The following is a 16,759-nucleotide window of genomic DNA, read 5'->3' on the forward strand; positions in this document are numbered from 1 at the left end:
GGCTTTTTTTATTCAGAGTGTGACACTTTTGCATTTTCCGGCACTTTTGCTTATGTTCATTCAAACAACTTTCAGGCGATTTAACATGACGAAACAAGCAGTTCTAATCGATGAACTTGAGCTTGGCAGCTATGTCATTGCAGTCGCGCGCCAAACGGGCGATGTGGTGATTAAGCATGCTGGCTGGGTACGCAGTGAGCAGCTGATCGCCACACTGAAACAAAAAGGCGTGCTGGAAGTATTTATCGATCCAACCAAACAGCTACCGCCGCCCAAAGCACTCCCCGCGGCTACACCGGCAGAATCGGACCCACACCAGACAAAACCAAGAGCAGATTTCGCACAGGAATGCAGTCGCACTGAACTGACCTTACAAAGCACCCGCCAGCAAACCGCATTGATATTTGAAAAAATGGCACAGGCTGACAGCGTGGACCTGACACAACCTACGCAAAACTGCGGCAAACTGCTCGACAGCAGCAACCGCAATCCACAAGCATTGCTTTATCTGCAACAAGTCCTGCAGGAAGATGATGAATTATTGCGCCATGCAGTACGTTGTGCCTGCCTGATGGCGGCATTTTGTCAGAGCCTGCAACTACCAGAGGCTGAGGCCCGTGACTACACGCTCGCAGCTCTGCTGCACGACGCCGGCAAGGCCCAGCTAAAACAGCTTTTTCCACAAGAGCAACCGACTGATCTGGCAGCGTTACCCTATAGCCTGGCTTTATTAGAACAATCGGATTGTCCCGCCCGCAGCCTGGATGCTGTCGCCGGGCATTTGGCGCCTCTGGCAGAACAATCCGCGCCAGCCCGGCTACTGGCTATTGTGAATCGCTATGCCAATCTGCAGGAATTGGCAGAACTCGGCAAAATAGACTTTGCCAGTTTAAGTACTCAGTTATTGGCGGCAGCAGGGAAGACGCTGGAACCGCAACAGACGCAGATTTTCCTGAGCGGAATGGGGGTCTACCCACCAGGTTCTGCGGTCAGGCTGAAATCCGGGAAATTAGCTTTGGTGCTGGAAAATCACCCGAAATACGCGGACAAACCCAAAGTAAAACTGTTTTATCACAGTCTGCACCGGCATCATTTGCCGGCCAAAGTGCTGGATCTGGCTAAGTTACCGGAAGAGCATATTGTAGCAGCCGCCGATCTCAGTCAGTTTGCCTTAGACCTGCGGCAGTATTTTTAAGCGGCTGTTAAGGCCGCGTTTTTAAGCGATACGACCATTCCGATAACGCCTCCATGCTAAAGAGCTGCCGGCCATTTTGCATCAACACATAATTAGGTGTGATTTCTTTCAGCTGAATATCCGCTGTGATCCACTGACCTTCCTGTAAATCTTTGCCGTTCACTTTCACCCAGCGTTGTTTGGGCTCTGAAGCATACACATGCGCTTCAAAGCGTAACGGTGCTATCTGGCGTTGCAGCGAATCATCCAGCGTACTGATATCACGGGCTGGCGCCGCATGTTCAGTGATCTTCGCAGGCCTACGCTCGCCTTTCGCGGCTTCCAGCGCATACTGAAATTTGTCTTTTAATTCCTGCGGCACATCGTCGGCGCTCAGATCCGGCTGCCGTGCCGGCAATTCTGTGACTGGTGCATCAGGATCCGCTTCCTGCATCGGCGTCCCTTCATCAAACTGTTCCAGCACCGCCACCTGCTCATCGAGACTTTGTCCCTGCGACGCCTCACGTTCCGCGGAAATCACCAGCTGCGCTTCTTGTTCTTCACTGGTCGGCACAGCGGTTAAATCGCTGAGGATCAATCCGGGATTGGCTGGTGGTAATGCCGGCGTGGTAGTAGCAATGACCGGAGCAGTCACGGGCGCTGCAACCACAACTTCTGCTACAGGTTTATGGGTGAACCAGAATGCCAGCGCAAAACCCAGCCCCAGACCACAAAGCACTAACAACCCTATCGCCAGATATTGCCAGCCCCGTGCCGGCGCTGTAGGCGGGACGGCGGTTTCAGCTACAGCATTATTCTGTTGTTTCAGTGCATCCATTAATAACGACATAAAAAACCCGGACTCCGGTTTAACTTAGGTTTGTAACCATAACAAAGACAGACTGACACCAAGCGCCAGACACAACATGAACAGCACAGGCCAGAGCCAGACCGGCAGGCCCGGTTTTTGCGCCAGTGGTTTAATCGCCAGAATTTCGCCGGCGGCTAACTCGATCAACTTGCCATCGATCAACGCCTTCTGCTGGCTATACCCGCCTAACAGCGCGCGATCGCATAACAGATTTAATAGACGCGGGATGCCGCCAGAAAATTCAAAGAGTTTTTTCAAAGCACTGTCGGCAAACACCGGTCTGCTGCAACCAGCCACTTGCAGTCGATGTTCGACATAATACTTCACTTCCGGCAACGTCAGCGGCATTAAGTGATAACGCGCCGTGATCCGCTGTGCCAGCTGCCGGAGATCCTGTCGTTGCAGTAATTGCTGCAGTTCCGGCTGGCCAATCAGAATCACCTGCAGCAACTTTTTGGTATTGGTTTCCAGGTTGGTCAGTAAGCGCAATTGTTCCAGTACCGCCGGTTGCAGATGCTGAGCTTCATCAATGATCAGGATCGTATTGATGCCGGCCTGATGATTTTTTTGCAGCTTGGTGGTGATTTTATCAGTCAGCAATTTCAGACTGGCGTCGGTCTTTTTGTAGCGGATCTTCAGTTCATCACAAATAGCGGCCAGCAATTCCAACTCAGACAAGGTCGGATTCAGAATAAATGCCACCTGGGTATTGGCCGGCAATTCCGCCAGCAAACAACGCGAGACGGTGGTTTTGCCAGTTCCTACTTCGCCGGTGAGTAACACAAAACCACCAGCGTCGCCCAGACCATAACGTAAATGCGCCAATGCCTCAGTATGTCGATTGCCCAGATACATAAATTCAGGGTTCGGCGCGATCGAAAACGGCTGGCTGTTCAGACCAAAAAATGCGGTGTACATGGCTTCCTGCTCAGACCTGGAGCGCAATTGTTGCTGGAGCGTTATAATGGCAAAAAATCACCTGTCAGGAAAGCGTGTGAAGATTTATCTTGTCGGCGGCGCCGTGCGTGATGCCTTGTTGGGACTGCCATGTCAGGACCAGGATTTTATGGTGGTAGGAACCACTCCCGAGCAAATGCTGGCTGAAGGCTATCAGGCGGTGGGTAAAGATTTTCCGGTATTCATCCACCCGAAGACCAAGCAGGAATATGCGTTGGCCCGCACTGAGCGTAAACAAGGCCAGGGTTATACCGGCTTTGCCTGCTATTACGCGCCGGACGTGACCTTAGAAGAAGACCTGCTGCGCCGCGATCTGACCATTAACGCAATGGCGCAGGACCCACAAACCGGTCTGATCACCGACCCATACGGTGGTCAGCAGGATCTGGCAGCCAAAGTGCTACGCCATGTCTCCGCCGCTTTTGTCGAAGACCCGCTGCGTGTTTTGCGCGTCGCCCGTTTTTACGCCCGCTTTGCTGGCCGCGGATTTACTGTTGCTGCTGAGACGCTCAGGCTGATGCAGCAGCTGGTGCAAAGTGGTGAACTGGCACATTTAACCGCGGAGCGGGTCTGGCAGGAAACCGCGCGTGCTTTGCAGGAAACAACGCCGGCCGCTTATTTTGAATTGCTACAGCAGGTCGGTGCCTTGGCAGTCCTGATGCCGGAGCTGTCGGCATTATGGGGCGTACCCAACCCGCCGCGCTGGCATCCGGAAATTGATACTGGTGTGCATTGCATGCTGGTGCTGCAACAAGCAGCGTTGTTATCGCCACGGCTCGATGTGCGTTTTGCCGCGCTGTGTCATGATGTCGGCAAAGGACTGACGTCACCTGAGCTATGGCCATCGCACCATGGTCATGAACACAGCGGTTTACCACTGATTGAATCCATGTGCCAACGTCTGCGCATTCCAAACGATTGCCGGGATTTAGCGCTGCTGGCCTGTGAGTATCATCAGTTGGTGCATAAAGCGCTGGAACTGCGCGCGGTGACAGTGCTGAAACTCTTTGATGGCATCGACCTGTGGCGCAAGCCAGACCGGCTGGAACTGTTGCTGAACTGCTGTATCGCCGATTTACGCGGTCGCACCGGCTTTGAGCATAATGAATATCCGCAGGCGGACTATCTCAGAACTTTAGCCGTCGCAGCACGGGCGGTCGATATCAAAGCATTGGTGGCGGCCGGACACCAGGGGCCGGCGATGAAACAGGCAGTTGCTGCAGCGCGGCTTGACGCTATTCAACGTCAGCGTGCAGAGTTAAGGAATATCCCACATGAACAGGCGTAAATTTTTGTTGGCCGGAGTGGCTGTGGCCGGCGTAAGTACAGCAGGCCTCTATGGTGCAGGTAGTCGTTTTGTCGCTGATTTAGCCACACTACAACAAGAACTCAGGCAAATGACCGGTAAAACTCTGCATAGCAGCGGCAGCTGGAACGTCAGTCAAATTTTCCAGCATCTGACACAAAGTGTACGCGGCTCTTATCAGGGCTACCCACAACAGCGCAGCTGGTGGTTTCAGCACAGTATTGGCCCACTGGCGCTGCAAGGCTTTAAAGCTGCCGGCGCGATGCGTCACCCACTGGATGAAGCCATCCCTGGTACGGCGGATCTGGATGCCATGTTAGATCCACAAGTTGCGCTGGCTACATTGCTGCAGGCACTGGACGAATTCGCTGCAGCGACCACGCTGGCCCCGCATTTTGCATATGGCACGCTCAGTCATGCCGATTTTCAGGCCGCCCACCAGCTGCATATCCGCCAGCATTTGAGCCAGATTGCTGTGGTCTGAGTGGATTCTGGCGGGAAACTAAGCCATGTAGCCTAAAACCTGCAGTGATTTGATAGAGAAACCTTGGCGGCGCTCTCGGGCAAAATAAATAAAAAAGGGCAGCCTTAGCTGCCCTTCTAGCTCTTCACAGCGATTAAACCGCTTCGAGTTCCGCCTGACGGATCATGTCTTTCTGGTGATCTTTGGCCAGTAACACATAAATCGATGGCAGCACAAACAGTGTAAAGATAGTGCCGATAGTCATGCCAAACACCAACACGATCCCGATGGAGTTACGGGCTTCAGCACCAGCACCTTCGGCAAAAATCAACGGTGTGTGACCGGCGATAGTCGCAATACTGGTCATCAGTACCGGCCGCAGGCGCAATACCGACGCTTCCCGGATGGCTTCCAACTTGGCGCGGCCTTCTTCCTGCAACTTATTGGCAAATTCCACCACCAGAATACCGTTACGGGCGATCAGGCCGACTAACGTCACCAGACCCACCTGCGAGTAGATATTCAGTGTACTGCTGATTGCATCGGTCCAATGCGGAATCGGCGCATACATCTTCCAGAAGGTGAAAATCAGTGCACCAAACATTGCCAGAGGTACCGAACCGGCCAAAATCACAATCGGGTCGCGGAAACTGTTGTACTGCGCAGCAAGCACCAGGAAAATCATTGTCAGTGCGGTCAGGAATGCTGGCAGGAAAGTATTGCCTTCACGTTTCAGCTGGCGTGACTCACCGGTGTAATCAATGGTGTAGGTTGCAGGCAAAATCTTGCGTGCTTCCGCTTCCATGTACTTCAGCATTTCATCCAAAGAACCGGCGCCGACACCCGAGATCTTCACCGCATTCAGTTGCTGCATCCGGTTGATTGAACGTGGCACTGTTGAATGCGTCAGCGTCGCAATCTGATCCAGCCGGATCATGCTGTTATCAGGCCCGGTGATATACAGCTTGGTCAGATCGTCCGGCGTCAGCCGTTCAATCCGTTTTACCTGTGGGATCACCTTGTAACTCAGGCCGTCTTTGTTAAACCGGTTGACCCAGCCACCACCGAGCAGAATGCCTAAATCCTGCGTCACAGTGCGCATATCCAGGCCCAAATCGGCGACTTTTTCACGGTCGATATTCAGCTGATATTCCGGCTGGTCAATTTTCATATCCAGCATCGGCGGGAAGAAGAACTTGCCGCTTTGTGTGAAAATTTGCTGCAGTTTCAACGCGTAGTCATAGATTTCCTGACTATCCGCCGTCGAAGCAATCACAAACTCAATCGGGAAATTGCCGCCCCCCGGCAAGGATGGTGGTGTTATTGGCAGGATCCGCACCCCGGCGATTTCACCCAATTGTTGCTGCACGTCCGGCAGGATCTCGGTGGTTGTCCGTTCACGTTCCGCCCATGGTTTTGTCACCATGCCGCTGAAACCACCGGTCGGGAAGGTGATTTGGAAAGTAAAATCGGTCTCCGGTACCGCCATAAACACTTCATTGACCTGTTTGCCATAAAATGACGCCTGATCGATGGTTGAGTTTGCCGGTGTATCAACAATACCAAAGATCACGCCCTGGTCCTCAGTGGGCGCCAGCTCTTTGCTCGACATAATATACAGTGGTACCACACAGATAGAGATAAAGCCCCAGAACAGATAAACACCAACGCGGTTTTCCAGACTGGCATTCAGTTTACGGCTATAAAACGCAGCGAAGCGGTCAAAAATTTTCGACAACGGCGCTTTAATCTCCCGATGCGGTGACAGCATCCGTGACGCCATCATCGGTGACAGCGTCACCGCGACTATCGCTGAGATAGTCACGGCGCCTGCGAGTGTAATAGCAAACTCACGGAACAAGGTCCCGGTTAAACCACCTTGCAAACCAATCGGGATATACACCGACATCAGCGTCACGGTCATCGCAATGATAGGGCCGGCTAATTCGCGAGCTGCAACCAGTGAAGCCTGGAATGGTTTCAGCCCTTCCTGAATATGCCGTTCAATGTTTTCAACCATGACAATGGCGTCGTCCACCACCAGACCCACAGACAACACCACCGACAATAACGTCAGCAAATTCAGCGAGAACCCACAGACTTTCATGATGAACACTGCGCCAATCAGCGACAATGGGATCGCCACCAGCGGGATCAGCACAGAACGGCTGAAACCGAGGAACAGGAAGATCACGATGATGATGATAATCAGCGTCTCCGCCAACGTTTTGATTACGTCCTGGATCGCCGCATCAATGTATTTGGTGGCGTCGTATGAGACTTCACCGGATAAACCAGCCGGTAAATCGGCTTTGATTTTCTCCATCTCAGCGGTGACGTTGCGGATGACTTCCAGGCTGTTGGCATTCGGCGCGACAAACACGCCCATAAATACTGCCGTCTGACCGGAATAATTCACTTCGACGCTGTAATCATCAGCACCAAGCACCACGTCCGCGACATCGGATAACCGGATCACACCGTCGGCATTTTGCCGGACTACAATACGCCGGAAGTCTTCAACATTGGTGAGGCCGGCATTGGCATTCAAGTTAACCTGGGTATAACTGCCTTTGGTCTGGCCAATCGCAGCCTGCACGTTCTGCGCTTGTAACGCAGCCCGGATATCCGCCGGCGTCACCCCTACTGCAGCCATTTTCTCAGTCTTCAGCCAAATCCGCATCGCAAAAGTACGGCCGCCGAGGATTTCGGCTTTTTGCACCCCATTTACTGCGATCAGACGCGGTTGCACCGAGCGGGTCAAAAACTCGGTGATCTGGTTTTGTTCGAGAATATCTGAGCTGAAACTTAAGTACGCCTGAGCAAACTGGCTGTCCGCCGCCTCAATCGCCAATGACGGCACCTCGGCTTCTGGCGGCAATTCACCACGCACCTGATTTACCTTGGCGCTGATCTCAGTCATGGCCTTCAGCGGGTCATAATTCAACAGCAAATGGGCGGTGATCGTCGATACGCCCATCGAACTCTGCGACTCGATGTAATCAATACCACCGGCAGACGCGATAGCGCGCTCAATTGGCGACGTGATAAAACCACGGATCACATCCGAGTTCGCGCCAATATAAACGGTGGTAATTTTAATCACCGCGATGTCACTGCGCGGGTACTGGCGGACTGAAAGACTGCTCAGCGACTGCAAACCTGCCAGCAGTATCAATAAACTGACAACGATCGCCAGTACCGGTTTCTTAATAAAAATATCGGTATATTTCATACAAACCTGCCTGTGGCGCCTTAACTGTCAGTGGGCGTTGGAGTGGCTTTGAATTCCGGTGTCGGTTTTGTACCAATCACCACAGCCTGGTTATTAAATAATTTGAAAGCGCCTGCGCTCACGACCTTTTCACCCGCTTTTAAGCCTTTGGTCACTTCAATAAAATCGCCCAGTGCTCTGCCCGTCTGAATAAACTGCTGACGTGCCATGAGTTTGTTGTCTTTCTCGTCCACAACGAACAGAGTGTCACCATAAGGGGCATAAATAATGGCGGCAGCGGGAACGGCAAGCACTGTATGCGGATTGCTTAATGTCACTGTGGTAGTCACTGCCATGCCCGGTACCAGCGCTTTGCTGCCGTTATCCAGTGAGGACTGTACGGTCACATTGCGGGTTTCCGGATGGATCTCTGTACCAATCGCCGTCACCATGCCTTTAACTACCAGATTGTCACGCCCACCGGTGGTCACTTCTACTGGCAATGTGGTGGTCATCTGGCTCAGCCAATCCTGTGGTACCGGGAAATTGACCCGGACACGGTTCGTTGCCTGTAATGACACGATGGCAGTGCCAACCTGTAAGTCGGTCCCAAGGTCGACCTGACGAATACCAACCCGGCCGTCAAAAGGCGCGCGGATCAGTTTTTTCTGTAACGTGGCGTTTAAGTCGTCTACGTCACCCTGGGCAGATTCGACTTGTTGTAACGCAGTATCCAGCTCGCTTTGGCTGGCCAGCTTGTTGGTTTTCAGCTCACGAATCCGCTGGTAACTGGTTTTTGCCAGTTTCAACCGGGCTTGCGCCGCATTGAGTTGGGCTGCTTCATTAATCGATTCCTGCTCGATTAATACGTCGCCGGCTTTAACTTCAGCACCAGACTGAAAGGTAATCCGCTTCACTTTACCCGGTACCTGGGCGGAGATCATAATGCCCTCGTCCGCTTCAACGGTACCGATCGCTGTGTAGGTATTAGGCCATTGTTGCTCAGCGGCAACAAAGACAGAGACGGTTTCAGGCGGTTGCACCTGGCCACCACCGGCAGCCATCACACTAAACTGGTCCATTTTCACGGCGACGACAGTACCAACCAGTACAGCTGTGATCACAAGAGACATCAACACAGGTTTCAGGATTTTCATATTAAGAGCCAAGGTTGCATTTTAAGGGGGAAGTGTCAGGCGATTTCAGAACTCCTTGGGAAATCACCGAAAAACACCTGTATAAAATAACACGGTTTTTTAGTTGCAACGAGATTGCCTCGCACAAAAAGTCAGCAGAGAAATGTAAAAAGCTGTGAATGACCGGTACAAATGTTAACTTGTGTGACGCTTGCGACTGAAGTTTTTTTGGCCCGTTCAGAATTGGAACGGGATCACCCACAGTTTCTGTGGGATTTGATAATTTTGCCAAAGCTGTTGATATGACTGGCGTAATACCGGATGCAGTGCATCAGGTGCGATCTCAGCCAGCGGTTGCAGCACAAAAGCATTGTGTAAAATTTCCGCCCGCGGCAATTCCACTGGATCCGAACAAATCAGCTGATCGTAACTAAGCAAGTCCAAATCCAGACTACGACCGCAATATTTGATGCCGTCGCGGACCCTGCCATAGTTGTCTTCCGTTTGTTTGCACAACGCGATCACCGCGGCCAGTCCGAGCTTGGTATCAGCCCCGATCACCATGTTGTAAAAGGCATCACCAACAAATCCCACCGCTTCGCTTTCATAAACTGACGATAGCTGCAGCGGTCCAAGCAACTGCGCAAGGTCACGCACCGCGCCACGCAAATTCAACTCACGATTGATGTTGGTACCGACGCTAATGTAAATCCGCGCCATCAGCGGCGACTCCGCACGATGCGAACACCAACAGTCGCGGCTGCGGCCACTGCACCGGGTTTATCAACCTGTACTATTACTTGCGTAGTGGCGAATTCAGCCAGCAACATGGCGGCAATGCGCTCTGCCAGTGTTTCTATTAATTCGACCGGGCCGGACTGTACCAACGCAGTTACGCGCTCGCAAACAACGGCGTAGTCCAGTGTTTGCCTGATGTCGTCTGCGTCCGCTGCGGCGCGAATATCAGTACTCAGCTCCAAATCAAAAAACAGACGCTGTTGAATAGTTTTTTCCCATGAATACACCCCAATTACAGTGTCGACGGCCAGTTGTTTGATAAAAACGATATCCATCAGAATATTCCGCTGTTATAAGAAGTCTGGAGAAACACGGGCTGGTCGGATAGGCAAACGCACGAAAAGTCTATAATCTGACCGCCATGCCACGTGCCCGACCTTTGTGGCGCGATCTTAACGCAAAATCAATAACTGAGGAACTTCATTGATGACCCCGCTGATTGGCGGGATGATGCTGTTAGCCTATTTATGTGGTTCAGTATCATCTGCGGTAATAGTAAGTAAACTGTTCCGTTTACCCGATCCAAGACTTCATGGCTCCGGTAACCCGGGCGCAACCAACGTGCTGCGCTTGGGCGGCACGCTGCCAGCAGTGCTGGTATTGGTGTTTGATGTCCTCAAGGGAACCATTCCGGTCTGGGGTTCATATTTCCTGAAAATCGATGCATTTTATCTTGGCATGATCGCTATTTGTGCCTGCCTGGGTCACATCTACCCGCTGTTTTTTGGTTTTCAGGGCGGCAAGGCCGTCGCAACAGCTTTTGGTACTATGATGCCAATTGGACTTGACCTGGCGGGTCTGCTCATTGCGACCTGGATTATTCTGATTGGAGCAACCGGTTATTCGTCGTTTGCTGCCATAGTGACTGTGGGTCTTGCGCCAATATTCACTTGGTTTATCAAACCCTTATACACAATTCCGGTGTTGATGCTGAGTATTCTGATAATTTTCCGCCACCGGCAAAATCTGCTTCGCCTGTGGCACGGTACCGAAACAAAAGTATGGGATAAAACCAAACGACCGAAAGAATAAATGCTAGTCTCAAGCTAGTATTTGTATCTTAAAGTTGAATAAAAAATGCCTGAAAAATCAGGCATTTTTTATTGCAGTGAAATAATTTAAACCGGCGGCAGCTGCTGCATTGGCCAGCGCGGCGTCACGCCAATCGACAAATCCTGCGCCTGACCTGCCCGCAATCTCTGCCAGCCGGCATAAGCGATCATCGCGCCATTGTCGGTGCAAAATTCTTTACCGGGATAAAACACCTGGCCTTTTAACGATTTCAGCAGCTCAGCAAGCTGCACGCGAAGCGATTCATTGGCACTGACGCCGCCCGCCACCACCAGACGTTTTAACCCGGTTTCCTTCAGCGCCCGGCGACATTTGATTACCAGTGTATCCACGACGGCCTGCTGAAAAGACGCAGCAATATCCGCCTGTACCTGCGGCGTTTTCCCTTCGGCAACGATCACGTTGGCAGCTGCAGTTTTTAGACCGCTAAAACTAAAATCCAGACCAGGTCTGTCGGTCATCGGCCGCGGGAACGGATATTTTTTCGCATCGCCGCTTGCCGCCAGTTTGGCCAGCAAGGGCCCCCCCGGATATTCCAGTCCCATCAATTTGGCGGTTTTATCGAATGCTTCGCCGGCCGCGTCATCCACAGACTCGCCCAGTAACTGGTAGCGACCAATGCCGTCTACCCGAACCAGCTGGGTATGCCCGCCCGACACTAACAAAGCCAGAAATGGCAACTGTGGCGGATCCAGTTCCAGCATCGGTGCCAGCAAATGACCTTCCATATGGTGCACTGCCAGCGCCGGCTTGCCCCAGGCAAATGCCAGACTGCGGCCAATTGCCGCGCCAACCAGCAAAGCTCCGGCGAGTCCCGGACCTGCGGTATAAGCGACACCGTCAATAGATTCAGCATTGCACCCAGCTTCAGTTAACGCCTGTTTGATCAATGGCAGGGTTTTTCTGATATGATCGCGGCTTGCAAGTTCGGGGACCACGCCGCCGTAATCGGCATGCAACGGGATCTGGCTGTAAACGATATGGCTCATCAGGCCTTGTTCTGTGTCAAAGATCGCAATTCCGGTCTCATCACAGGATGTTTCGATACCTAAAACCCGCATGAATATCCTCTGGCAACAGGCCCAAAGCCGCGGATTGTAACGGTTTTGACCGATCAGCACCAGTCACTTGCCAAATCGCTTTACTTTATCGCCGCTCTTTGAGTAAAATGCCGCACCATTTTTAAACGTATTGGTTAGCCGCTGACCGGGTCGCGGTATCCTAACAACCGAGGTGAGATTTTAATGCCTGTAGTGAAAGTGAAAGAGAACGAACCGTTTGACGTAGCATTACGTCGTTTCAAACGCTCTTGCGAAAAAGCCGGTGTTCTGGCTGACGTTCGCTCTAAAGAGTTCTTTGAGAAACCAACTTGGGTTCGTAAGCGTAAAAAAGCAGCTGCTGTGAAACGTCACATGAAGAAGCTGTCACGCGAAAACGCTCGTCGTATCAAGCTGTATTAATAGCTGTTACTGCTGACGATGGCTCTGCTCGAGCAACTTCAGGAAGCGCAGAAAGACGCCATGCGGGCCAAAGACAAGTTACGTCTTGGCACTATCCGCATGGCACTGGCCGAGATTAAACAACGCCAGATTGATGCTCAAATCCAACCAGACGATCCGAATGTCCTTGCGGTATTGACTAAAATGGTCAAACAACGCAAAGAGTCGGCATCGCAGTATTTAGCTGCCAGCAGACAAGATCTCGCTGACACCGAGCTGGCCGAAATCACAGTAATAGAGCAGTTTCTGCCGCAAGCTCTGACTGCTGCCGAATTAGATGATCTGCTACAGCAGGCCATCAGCGCGACAGGCGCTTCCGGCATGCAGGACATGGCGAAAGTGATGGCGTGGTTAAAGCCGCAGGCTCAAGGCCGGACTGACATGGGCGCGCTGAGCGGTCTTGTTAAATCGCGGTTGAGCTAAGCGCGACCGTCTCAATACCGTCACCACATTCAGCTGTAAAACTGCAACACCGTGCCTCAGTGCACGGTTTGTTTTTTTCTGGCATCAGCATTCAGCAGGAAGGAAAAAGGTGGCAGGACAAATCCCCAGACCCTTTATTGACGACCTGTTGGCGCGTACCGATATCGTTGAATTGATTGACCAACGGGTGCCGCTAAAAAAAGCCGGTAAAAACTACGCGGCTTGCTGTCCATTCCACAGCGAAAAATCACCTTCTTTTACCGTCAGCGCCGACAAACAGTTTTATCACTGCTTTGGCTGCGGCGCGCACGGCAATGCTATCAGCTTTATGATGGCGTTCGAACAGCTCGAATTTGTAGAAGCCATCGAAGAACTGGCCAAAATGCACCATCTGGAAGTGCCACGGGAAGGCGGACAAAAGCCTTATCTGCAGGCCAGTGCTGATGATTACACTCAGATGGAAAAAGCCGCAAAAATTTACCAGCAGCAGCTGGAACAAAGTGAAGCAGCCCAGGCTTATGTAACCAAACGCGGCCTGGCTGAGGAGACGGTCCGTAAGTACGGAATTGGCTATGCGCCGGATAGTTGGGATTTACTACTCAAACAATTGGCCACCACCCGTCAGGGCCGTGATCAATTGTTTGAGCTGAAACTGACCAACCGCAACGATAATGGCCGTGAGTACGATTTTTTCCGTGATCGACTGATGTTCCCGATCCGCGACAAACGCGGCAGAGTGATCGGTTTTGGTGGTCGGGTGTTAGGCGATGGTACCCCTAAGTATCTGAATTCTCCTGAAACCCGTTTATTTCATAAAGGCCGTGAATTGTACGGTCTATATGAAGCTCGCCAGCAACAGGAACGTTTGGCGATGCTGCTGGTCGTAGAAGGTTATATGGACGTTGTAGCCCTGTCGCAGTTCGGTATTGAATTCGCTGTCGCTTGCCTCGGCACAGCGACAACCGGCGATCACATGCAAACTATGTTTCGGTATACGCCGACTGTTGTTTGTTGTTATGACGGCGATCGCGCCGGTCGTGATGCCGCCTGGCGCGCCTTACAAAGCGCGCTTCCCTACCTCAAAGATGGTGTGGAACTGAAATTTGTGTTTCTGCCGGACGGTGAAGATCCGGACACGCTGGTGCGAAAAGAAGGCAAAGAGGCGTTTGTTACGCGCCTGCAGCAAGCGTTACCACTGAGCAATTATCTGTTTGAGCACTTGCTGGCCGACATAGATGTCAGCAGCGATGCCGGGAAATCGGCACTATGGAATCGCGCCAACGAAATGATTTTGCAGATCCCAAGTGAGTTTTACCGGGAGACGTTGTTAGACCGGTTGGCAAATTTAGTTGGCAGACCACGCACCAATCAAAGTCAGCCGAAAACAATTAAAACCAATCCGGCGGTGTCAACAGCCACTAAAATTACACCAATGCGCCGTGCTATCGCATTGTTGTTGCAGCATCCGGCATTAGCGACTGTGATGCCGCAGGCGCCTGAACTGGCGCAGGCTAATTTACCTGGGATTGAGATTTTACTGACGCTACAACAAAAATTATTACAGCAGCCGGGCCTGACCACAGCGCAATTGCTGGAACACTGGCGCGGTGCCGTGGAGTACAACATTCTGAGCAAACTGGCGTTATGGGAACACCAGGTGGCAGAAGAACAACTGACCGCAGATTTTCTTGATACCTTCAGAGCTCTTGAAGATCAGTATCTGCAACAACGGCTGGAAGCCTTACAACGCAAGGACCAACTGACCAAACTCAGTCTGGCCGAACGTCAGGAATATGCCATGTTGTTAAAGGCATTTAAGACGAAATAACCGTGAAGCAGTGGGCGTTTGCTGGCTAGAAAAGCCGCGCTTTGTTATAATCCCGCATTCGCATTTTTGAAAACTAACTATATCGGGTGGAAGAGCAGCCTCTATGGAGCAAAATCCTCAGTCGCAATTAAAGCTTCTTATCTTAAAAGGTAAGGAACAAGGTTATTTAACTTTTGCTGAAGTAAACGATCACCTTCCACAAGATATCATCGACTCTGACCAGATCGAAGATATTATTCGCATGATCAATGACATGGGCATCCAGGTCTGCGAAACAGCTCCAGATGCTGACGATTTGATTATGTCAGACGCAGCACCGGATGAAGACGCTGCGGAAGAAGCCGCGCAAGCGCTGGTCAGTGTGGACAAAGAATTGGGCCGCACCACGGATCCAGTTCGGATGTACATGCGCGAAATGGGTACGGTAGAACTGTTGACCCGCGAAGGCGAAATTGACATCGCTAAACGCATCGAAGACGGCATCAATCAGGTGCAAACGTCGGTCGCAGAATACCCGGAAGCCATTACTTACCTGCTGGAACAGTGGGACAAATTTGAAGCCGAAGAAATTCGTTTAAGCGACATTGTCACCGCTTTCGTTGATCCAAACGAAGTCGATGATCTGCCGCCGACAGCGACGCATATCGGTTCTGATGTGCCGGAAGAAGAACTGGCCGACGAAGATGCTGATATCACCGCCGACGATGAAGAAAGCGAAGACGGTGAATCCGATGAAGCGGATACAGGTCCGGATCCGGAGCTGGCACGCGAAAAATTCGGTGAATTGCGGATCCAATACGATATCACCCGCAAATCTATTATCGAAAACGGTCGTGAACACGCGCAGACCAAGGCGGAAATCGACAAGTTGTCTGAAGTTTTCCGTTGCTTCCGTTTAGTACCGAAGCAATTTGACCGCTTGGTCAAAAACATGCGCGAAATGATGGACCGTGTGCGTGTGCAGGAACGTATCGTCATGAAGCATTGCGTTGAATACGCCAAAATGCCGAAGAAGAACTTCCTTAAATCCTTCACTGGCAACGAAAACAGCAGTGCCTGGATCGACGCTGAAATCGCCGCGAATAAACCATATTCAGCCAAGTTGGCAGATATGCGCGAAGAGCTGGTGCGTTCAACGGACAAGCTGCGCAAAATCGAAGAAGAAACCGGTCTGTCGATTTTCAAAATCAAAGACATCAACCGTCGCATGTCCATCGGTGAAGCAAAAGCCCGCCGTGCGAAAAAAGAGATGGTGGAAGCCAACTTACGTCTGGTCATTTCGATTGCGAAAAAATACACCAACCGTGGTCTTCAATTCCTTGATTTGATTCAGGAAGGTAACATCGGCTTGATGAAAGCAGTCGATAAATTCGAATATCGCCGTGGTTATAAGTTTTCAACTTATGCCACCTGGTGGATCCGTCAGGCGATTACCCGTTCTATCGCGGACCAGGCCCGGACCATCCGGATCCCGGTACATATGATCGAAACCATCAACAAACTTAACCGGATCTCCCGGCAGATGTTGCAGGAAATGGGTCGTGAACCATCACCGGAAGAACTGTCTGAACGCATGGGCATGCCGGAAGATAAGATCCGCAAGGTGCTGAAAATCGCTAAAGAGCCGATTTCGATGGAAACACCGATTGGCGACGATGAAGATTCGCATCTGGGTGATTTTATTGAAGACAATTCCTCAGAATCGCCACTGGATTCAGCCACAATGGAAAGCCTGAAAGCCGCTACCAATGAAGTTCTGGCTGGCCTGACCGCTCGTGAAGCGAAAGTATTGCGGATGCGTTTTGGTATTGATATGAACACCGACCATACCCTGGAAGAAGTGGGCAAACAATTTGACGTTACGCGTGAGCGGATCCGTCAGATTGAAGCCAAAGCGCTGCGCAAGCTGCGTCACCCTTCCCGCTCAGAAGTGCTGAAAAGCTTCCTGGACGAATAAAGGTCTGGTTCGGATACTAATGTGAAACAGGCACCTGCGGGTGCCTGTTTTATTTGCATGAA

The 16,759-nt window shown here is 51.6% G+C and carries 15 protein-coding genes; 8 read left to right on the forward strand and 7 right to left on the reverse strand.

The annotated features are described in order from the left end of the window. Positions 1 to 85: 85 nt before the first annotated feature. Positions 86 to 1,195 (forward strand): HD-GYP domain-containing protein, encoded by a 1,110-nt coding sequence (locus ATY27_RS17610; RefSeq protein WP_208931924.1) that lies wholly within the window; start codon positions 86 to 88, stop codon positions 1,193 to 1,195. A 7-nt stretch (positions 1,196 to 1,202) separates the two neighbouring features. Here the strand turns inward: ATY27_RS17610 and ATY27_RS17615 are convergent, their stop codons facing one another. Together ATY27_RS17615 and ATY27_RS17620 are read right to left on the reverse strand one after the other, a co-directional pair. Further along, entirely contained in the window at positions 1,203 to 2,024 is an 822-nt protein-coding gene (locus ATY27_RS17615; protein ID WP_208931926.1) for a general secretion pathway protein GspB, read from the reverse strand. Positions 2,025 to 2,048: 24 nt separating this feature from the next. Further along, the gene (locus tag ATY27_RS17620) at positions 2,049 to 2,963 is read right to left on the reverse strand and encodes an AAA family ATPase (protein ID WP_208931928.1); all 915 of its coding nucleotides are present in this window, start codon (positions 2,961 to 2,963) and stop codon (positions 2,049 to 2,051) included. A 76-nt stretch (positions 2,964 to 3,039) separates the two neighbouring features. On the opposite strand from ATY27_RS17620, the gene ATY27_RS17625 reads away from it, so the two are divergent. Together ATY27_RS17625 and ATY27_RS17630 are read left to right on the forward strand one after the other, a co-directional pair. Next, positions 3,040 to 4,290 carry a multifunctional CCA addition/repair protein gene (locus ATY27_RS17625; RefSeq protein ID WP_208931929.1) on the forward strand — a complete coding sequence of 417 codons (1,251 nt, stop codon included), beginning with the start codon at positions 3,040 to 3,042 and terminating at the stop codon, positions 4,288 to 4,290. Further along, positions 4,277 to 4,792, forward strand: a complete 516-nt coding sequence (locus ATY27_RS17630; protein WP_208931930.1) for a DUF1569 domain-containing protein — start codon at positions 4,277 to 4,279, stop codon at positions 4,790 to 4,792. Before ATY27_RS17625 ends, ATY27_RS17630 begins: the two co-directional genes overlap by 14 nt. Positions 4,793 to 4,925: 133 nt before the next feature. Here ATY27_RS17630 and ATY27_RS17635 read toward each other — a convergent pair whose 3' ends face one another. The 4 genes from ATY27_RS17635 to folB form a co-directional block, all read right to left on the reverse strand. Beyond that, on the reverse strand, positions 4,926 to 8,006 hold the full coding sequence (locus ATY27_RS17635; protein WP_208931931.1) for an efflux RND transporter permease subunit: 3,081 nt from the start codon (positions 8,004 to 8,006) through the stop codon (positions 4,926 to 4,928). Between the two features lie 20 nt (positions 8,007 to 8,026). After that, positions 8,027 to 9,118 (reverse strand): efflux RND transporter periplasmic adaptor subunit, encoded by a 1,092-nt coding sequence (locus ATY27_RS17640; protein ID WP_244151354.1) that lies wholly within the window; start codon positions 9,116 to 9,118, stop codon positions 8,027 to 8,029. 240 nt (positions 9,119 to 9,358) lie between these two features. Beyond that, entirely contained in the window at positions 9,359 to 9,841 is a 483-nt protein-coding gene (gene folK, locus ATY27_RS17645; RefSeq protein WP_208931933.1) for a 2-amino-4-hydroxy-6-hydroxymethyldihydropteridine diphosphokinase, read from the reverse strand. Next, a complete protein-coding gene (gene folB / locus ATY27_RS17650; RefSeq protein ID WP_208931934.1) occupies positions 9,841 to 10,194 on the reverse strand; it encodes a dihydroneopterin aldolase in 354 nt (117 codons plus the stop codon). Before folB ends, folK begins: the two co-directional genes overlap by 1 nt. Before the next feature lie 151 nt (positions 10,195 to 10,345). Between folB and plsY the strand changes: the two genes are divergently transcribed. After that, positions 10,346 to 10,951, forward strand: a complete 606-nt coding sequence (plsY, locus tag ATY27_RS17655) for a glycerol-3-phosphate 1-O-acyltransferase PlsY (RefSeq protein ID WP_208931935.1) — start codon at positions 10,346 to 10,348, stop codon at positions 10,949 to 10,951. 86 nt (positions 10,952 to 11,037) lie between these two features. Here the strand turns inward: plsY and tsaD are convergent, their stop codons facing one another. Then, positions 11,038 to 12,051: a tRNA (adenosine(37)-N6)-threonylcarbamoyltransferase complex transferase subunit TsaD gene (gene tsaD / locus ATY27_RS17660; RefSeq protein WP_208931936.1), complete on the reverse strand. Its 1,014-nt coding sequence runs from the start codon at positions 12,049 to 12,051 to the stop codon at positions 11,038 to 11,040. Positions 12,052 to 12,234: 183 nt separating this feature from the next. On the opposite strand from tsaD, the gene rpsU reads away from it, so the two are divergent. The 4 genes from rpsU (at position 12,235) to rpoD (ending at position 16,697) form a co-directional block, all read left to right on the forward strand. Next, positions 12,235 to 12,450, forward strand: a complete 216-nt coding sequence (rpsU, locus tag ATY27_RS17665) for a 30S ribosomal protein S21 (protein WP_008899776.1) — start codon at positions 12,235 to 12,237, stop codon at positions 12,448 to 12,450. A gap of 18 nt (positions 12,451 to 12,468) precedes the next feature. Beyond that, on the forward strand, positions 12,469 to 12,912 hold the full coding sequence (locus tag ATY27_RS17670) for a GatB/YqeY domain-containing protein (protein WP_279614567.1): 444 nt from the start codon (positions 12,469 to 12,471) through the stop codon (positions 12,910 to 12,912). A gap of 109 nt (positions 12,913 to 13,021) precedes the next feature. Further along, positions 13,022 to 14,740, forward strand: a complete 1,719-nt coding sequence (dnaG, locus tag ATY27_RS17675; RefSeq protein WP_208931937.1) for a DNA primase — start codon at positions 13,022 to 13,024, stop codon at positions 14,738 to 14,740. A 103-nt stretch (positions 14,741 to 14,843) separates the two neighbouring features. Beyond that, the gene (gene rpoD / locus ATY27_RS17680; RefSeq protein ID WP_208931938.1) at positions 14,844 to 16,697 is read left to right on the forward strand and encodes an RNA polymerase sigma factor RpoD; all 1,854 of its coding nucleotides are present in this window, start codon (positions 14,844 to 14,846) and stop codon (positions 16,695 to 16,697) included. The last annotated feature ends 62 nt before the right edge of the window (positions 16,698 to 16,759 follow it).

It is taken from the genome of Rheinheimera sp. F8 (assembly GCF_001518915.1).

Coding starts and splice junctions, on each gene's coding strand:
- ATY27_RS17640 (WP_244151354.1), bottom strand. CDS start 9,118: ATGTCTCTTGTGATCACAGCTGTACTGGTTGGTACTGTCGTCGCCGTG.
- ATY27_RS17635 (WP_208931931.1), bottom strand. CDS start 8,006: ATGAAATATACCGATATTTTTATTAAGAAACCGGTACTGGCGATCGTT.
- ATY27_RS17670 (WP_279614567.1), top strand. CDS start 12,469: ATGGCTCTGCTCGAGCAACTTCAGGAAGCGCAGAAAGACGCCATGCGG.
- folK (WP_208931933.1), bottom strand. CDS start 9,841: ATGGCGCGGATTTACATTAGCGTCGGTACCAACATCAATCGTGAGTTG.
- plsY (WP_208931935.1), top strand. CDS start 10,346: ATGACCCCGCTGATTGGCGGGATGATGCTGTTAGCCTATTTATGTGGT.
- ATY27_RS17630 (WP_208931930.1), top strand. CDS start 4,277: ATGAACAGGCGTAAATTTTTGTTGGCCGGAGTGGCTGTGGCCGGCGTA.
- rpoD (WP_208931938.1), top strand. CDS start 14,844: ATGGAGCAAAATCCTCAGTCGCAATTAAAGCTTCTTATCTTAAAAGGT.
- rpsU (WP_008899776.1), top strand. CDS start 12,235: ATGCCTGTAGTGAAAGTGAAAGAGAACGAACCGTTTGACGTAGCATTA.
- ATY27_RS17615 (WP_208931926.1), bottom strand. CDS start 2,024: ATGTCGTTATTAATGGATGCACTGAAACAACAGAATAATGCTGTAGCT.
- ATY27_RS17620 (WP_208931928.1), bottom strand. CDS start 2,963: ATGTACACCGCATTTTTTGGTCTGAACAGCCAGCCGTTTTCGATCGCG.
- tsaD (WP_208931936.1), bottom strand. CDS start 12,051: ATGCGGGTTTTAGGTATCGAAACATCCTGTGATGAGACCGGAATTGCG.
- folB (WP_208931934.1), bottom strand. CDS start 10,194: ATGGATATCGTTTTTATCAAACAACTGGCCGTCGACACTGTAATTGGG.
- ATY27_RS17610 (WP_208931924.1), top strand. CDS start 86: ATGACGAAACAAGCAGTTCTAATCGATGAACTTGAGCTTGGCAGCTAT.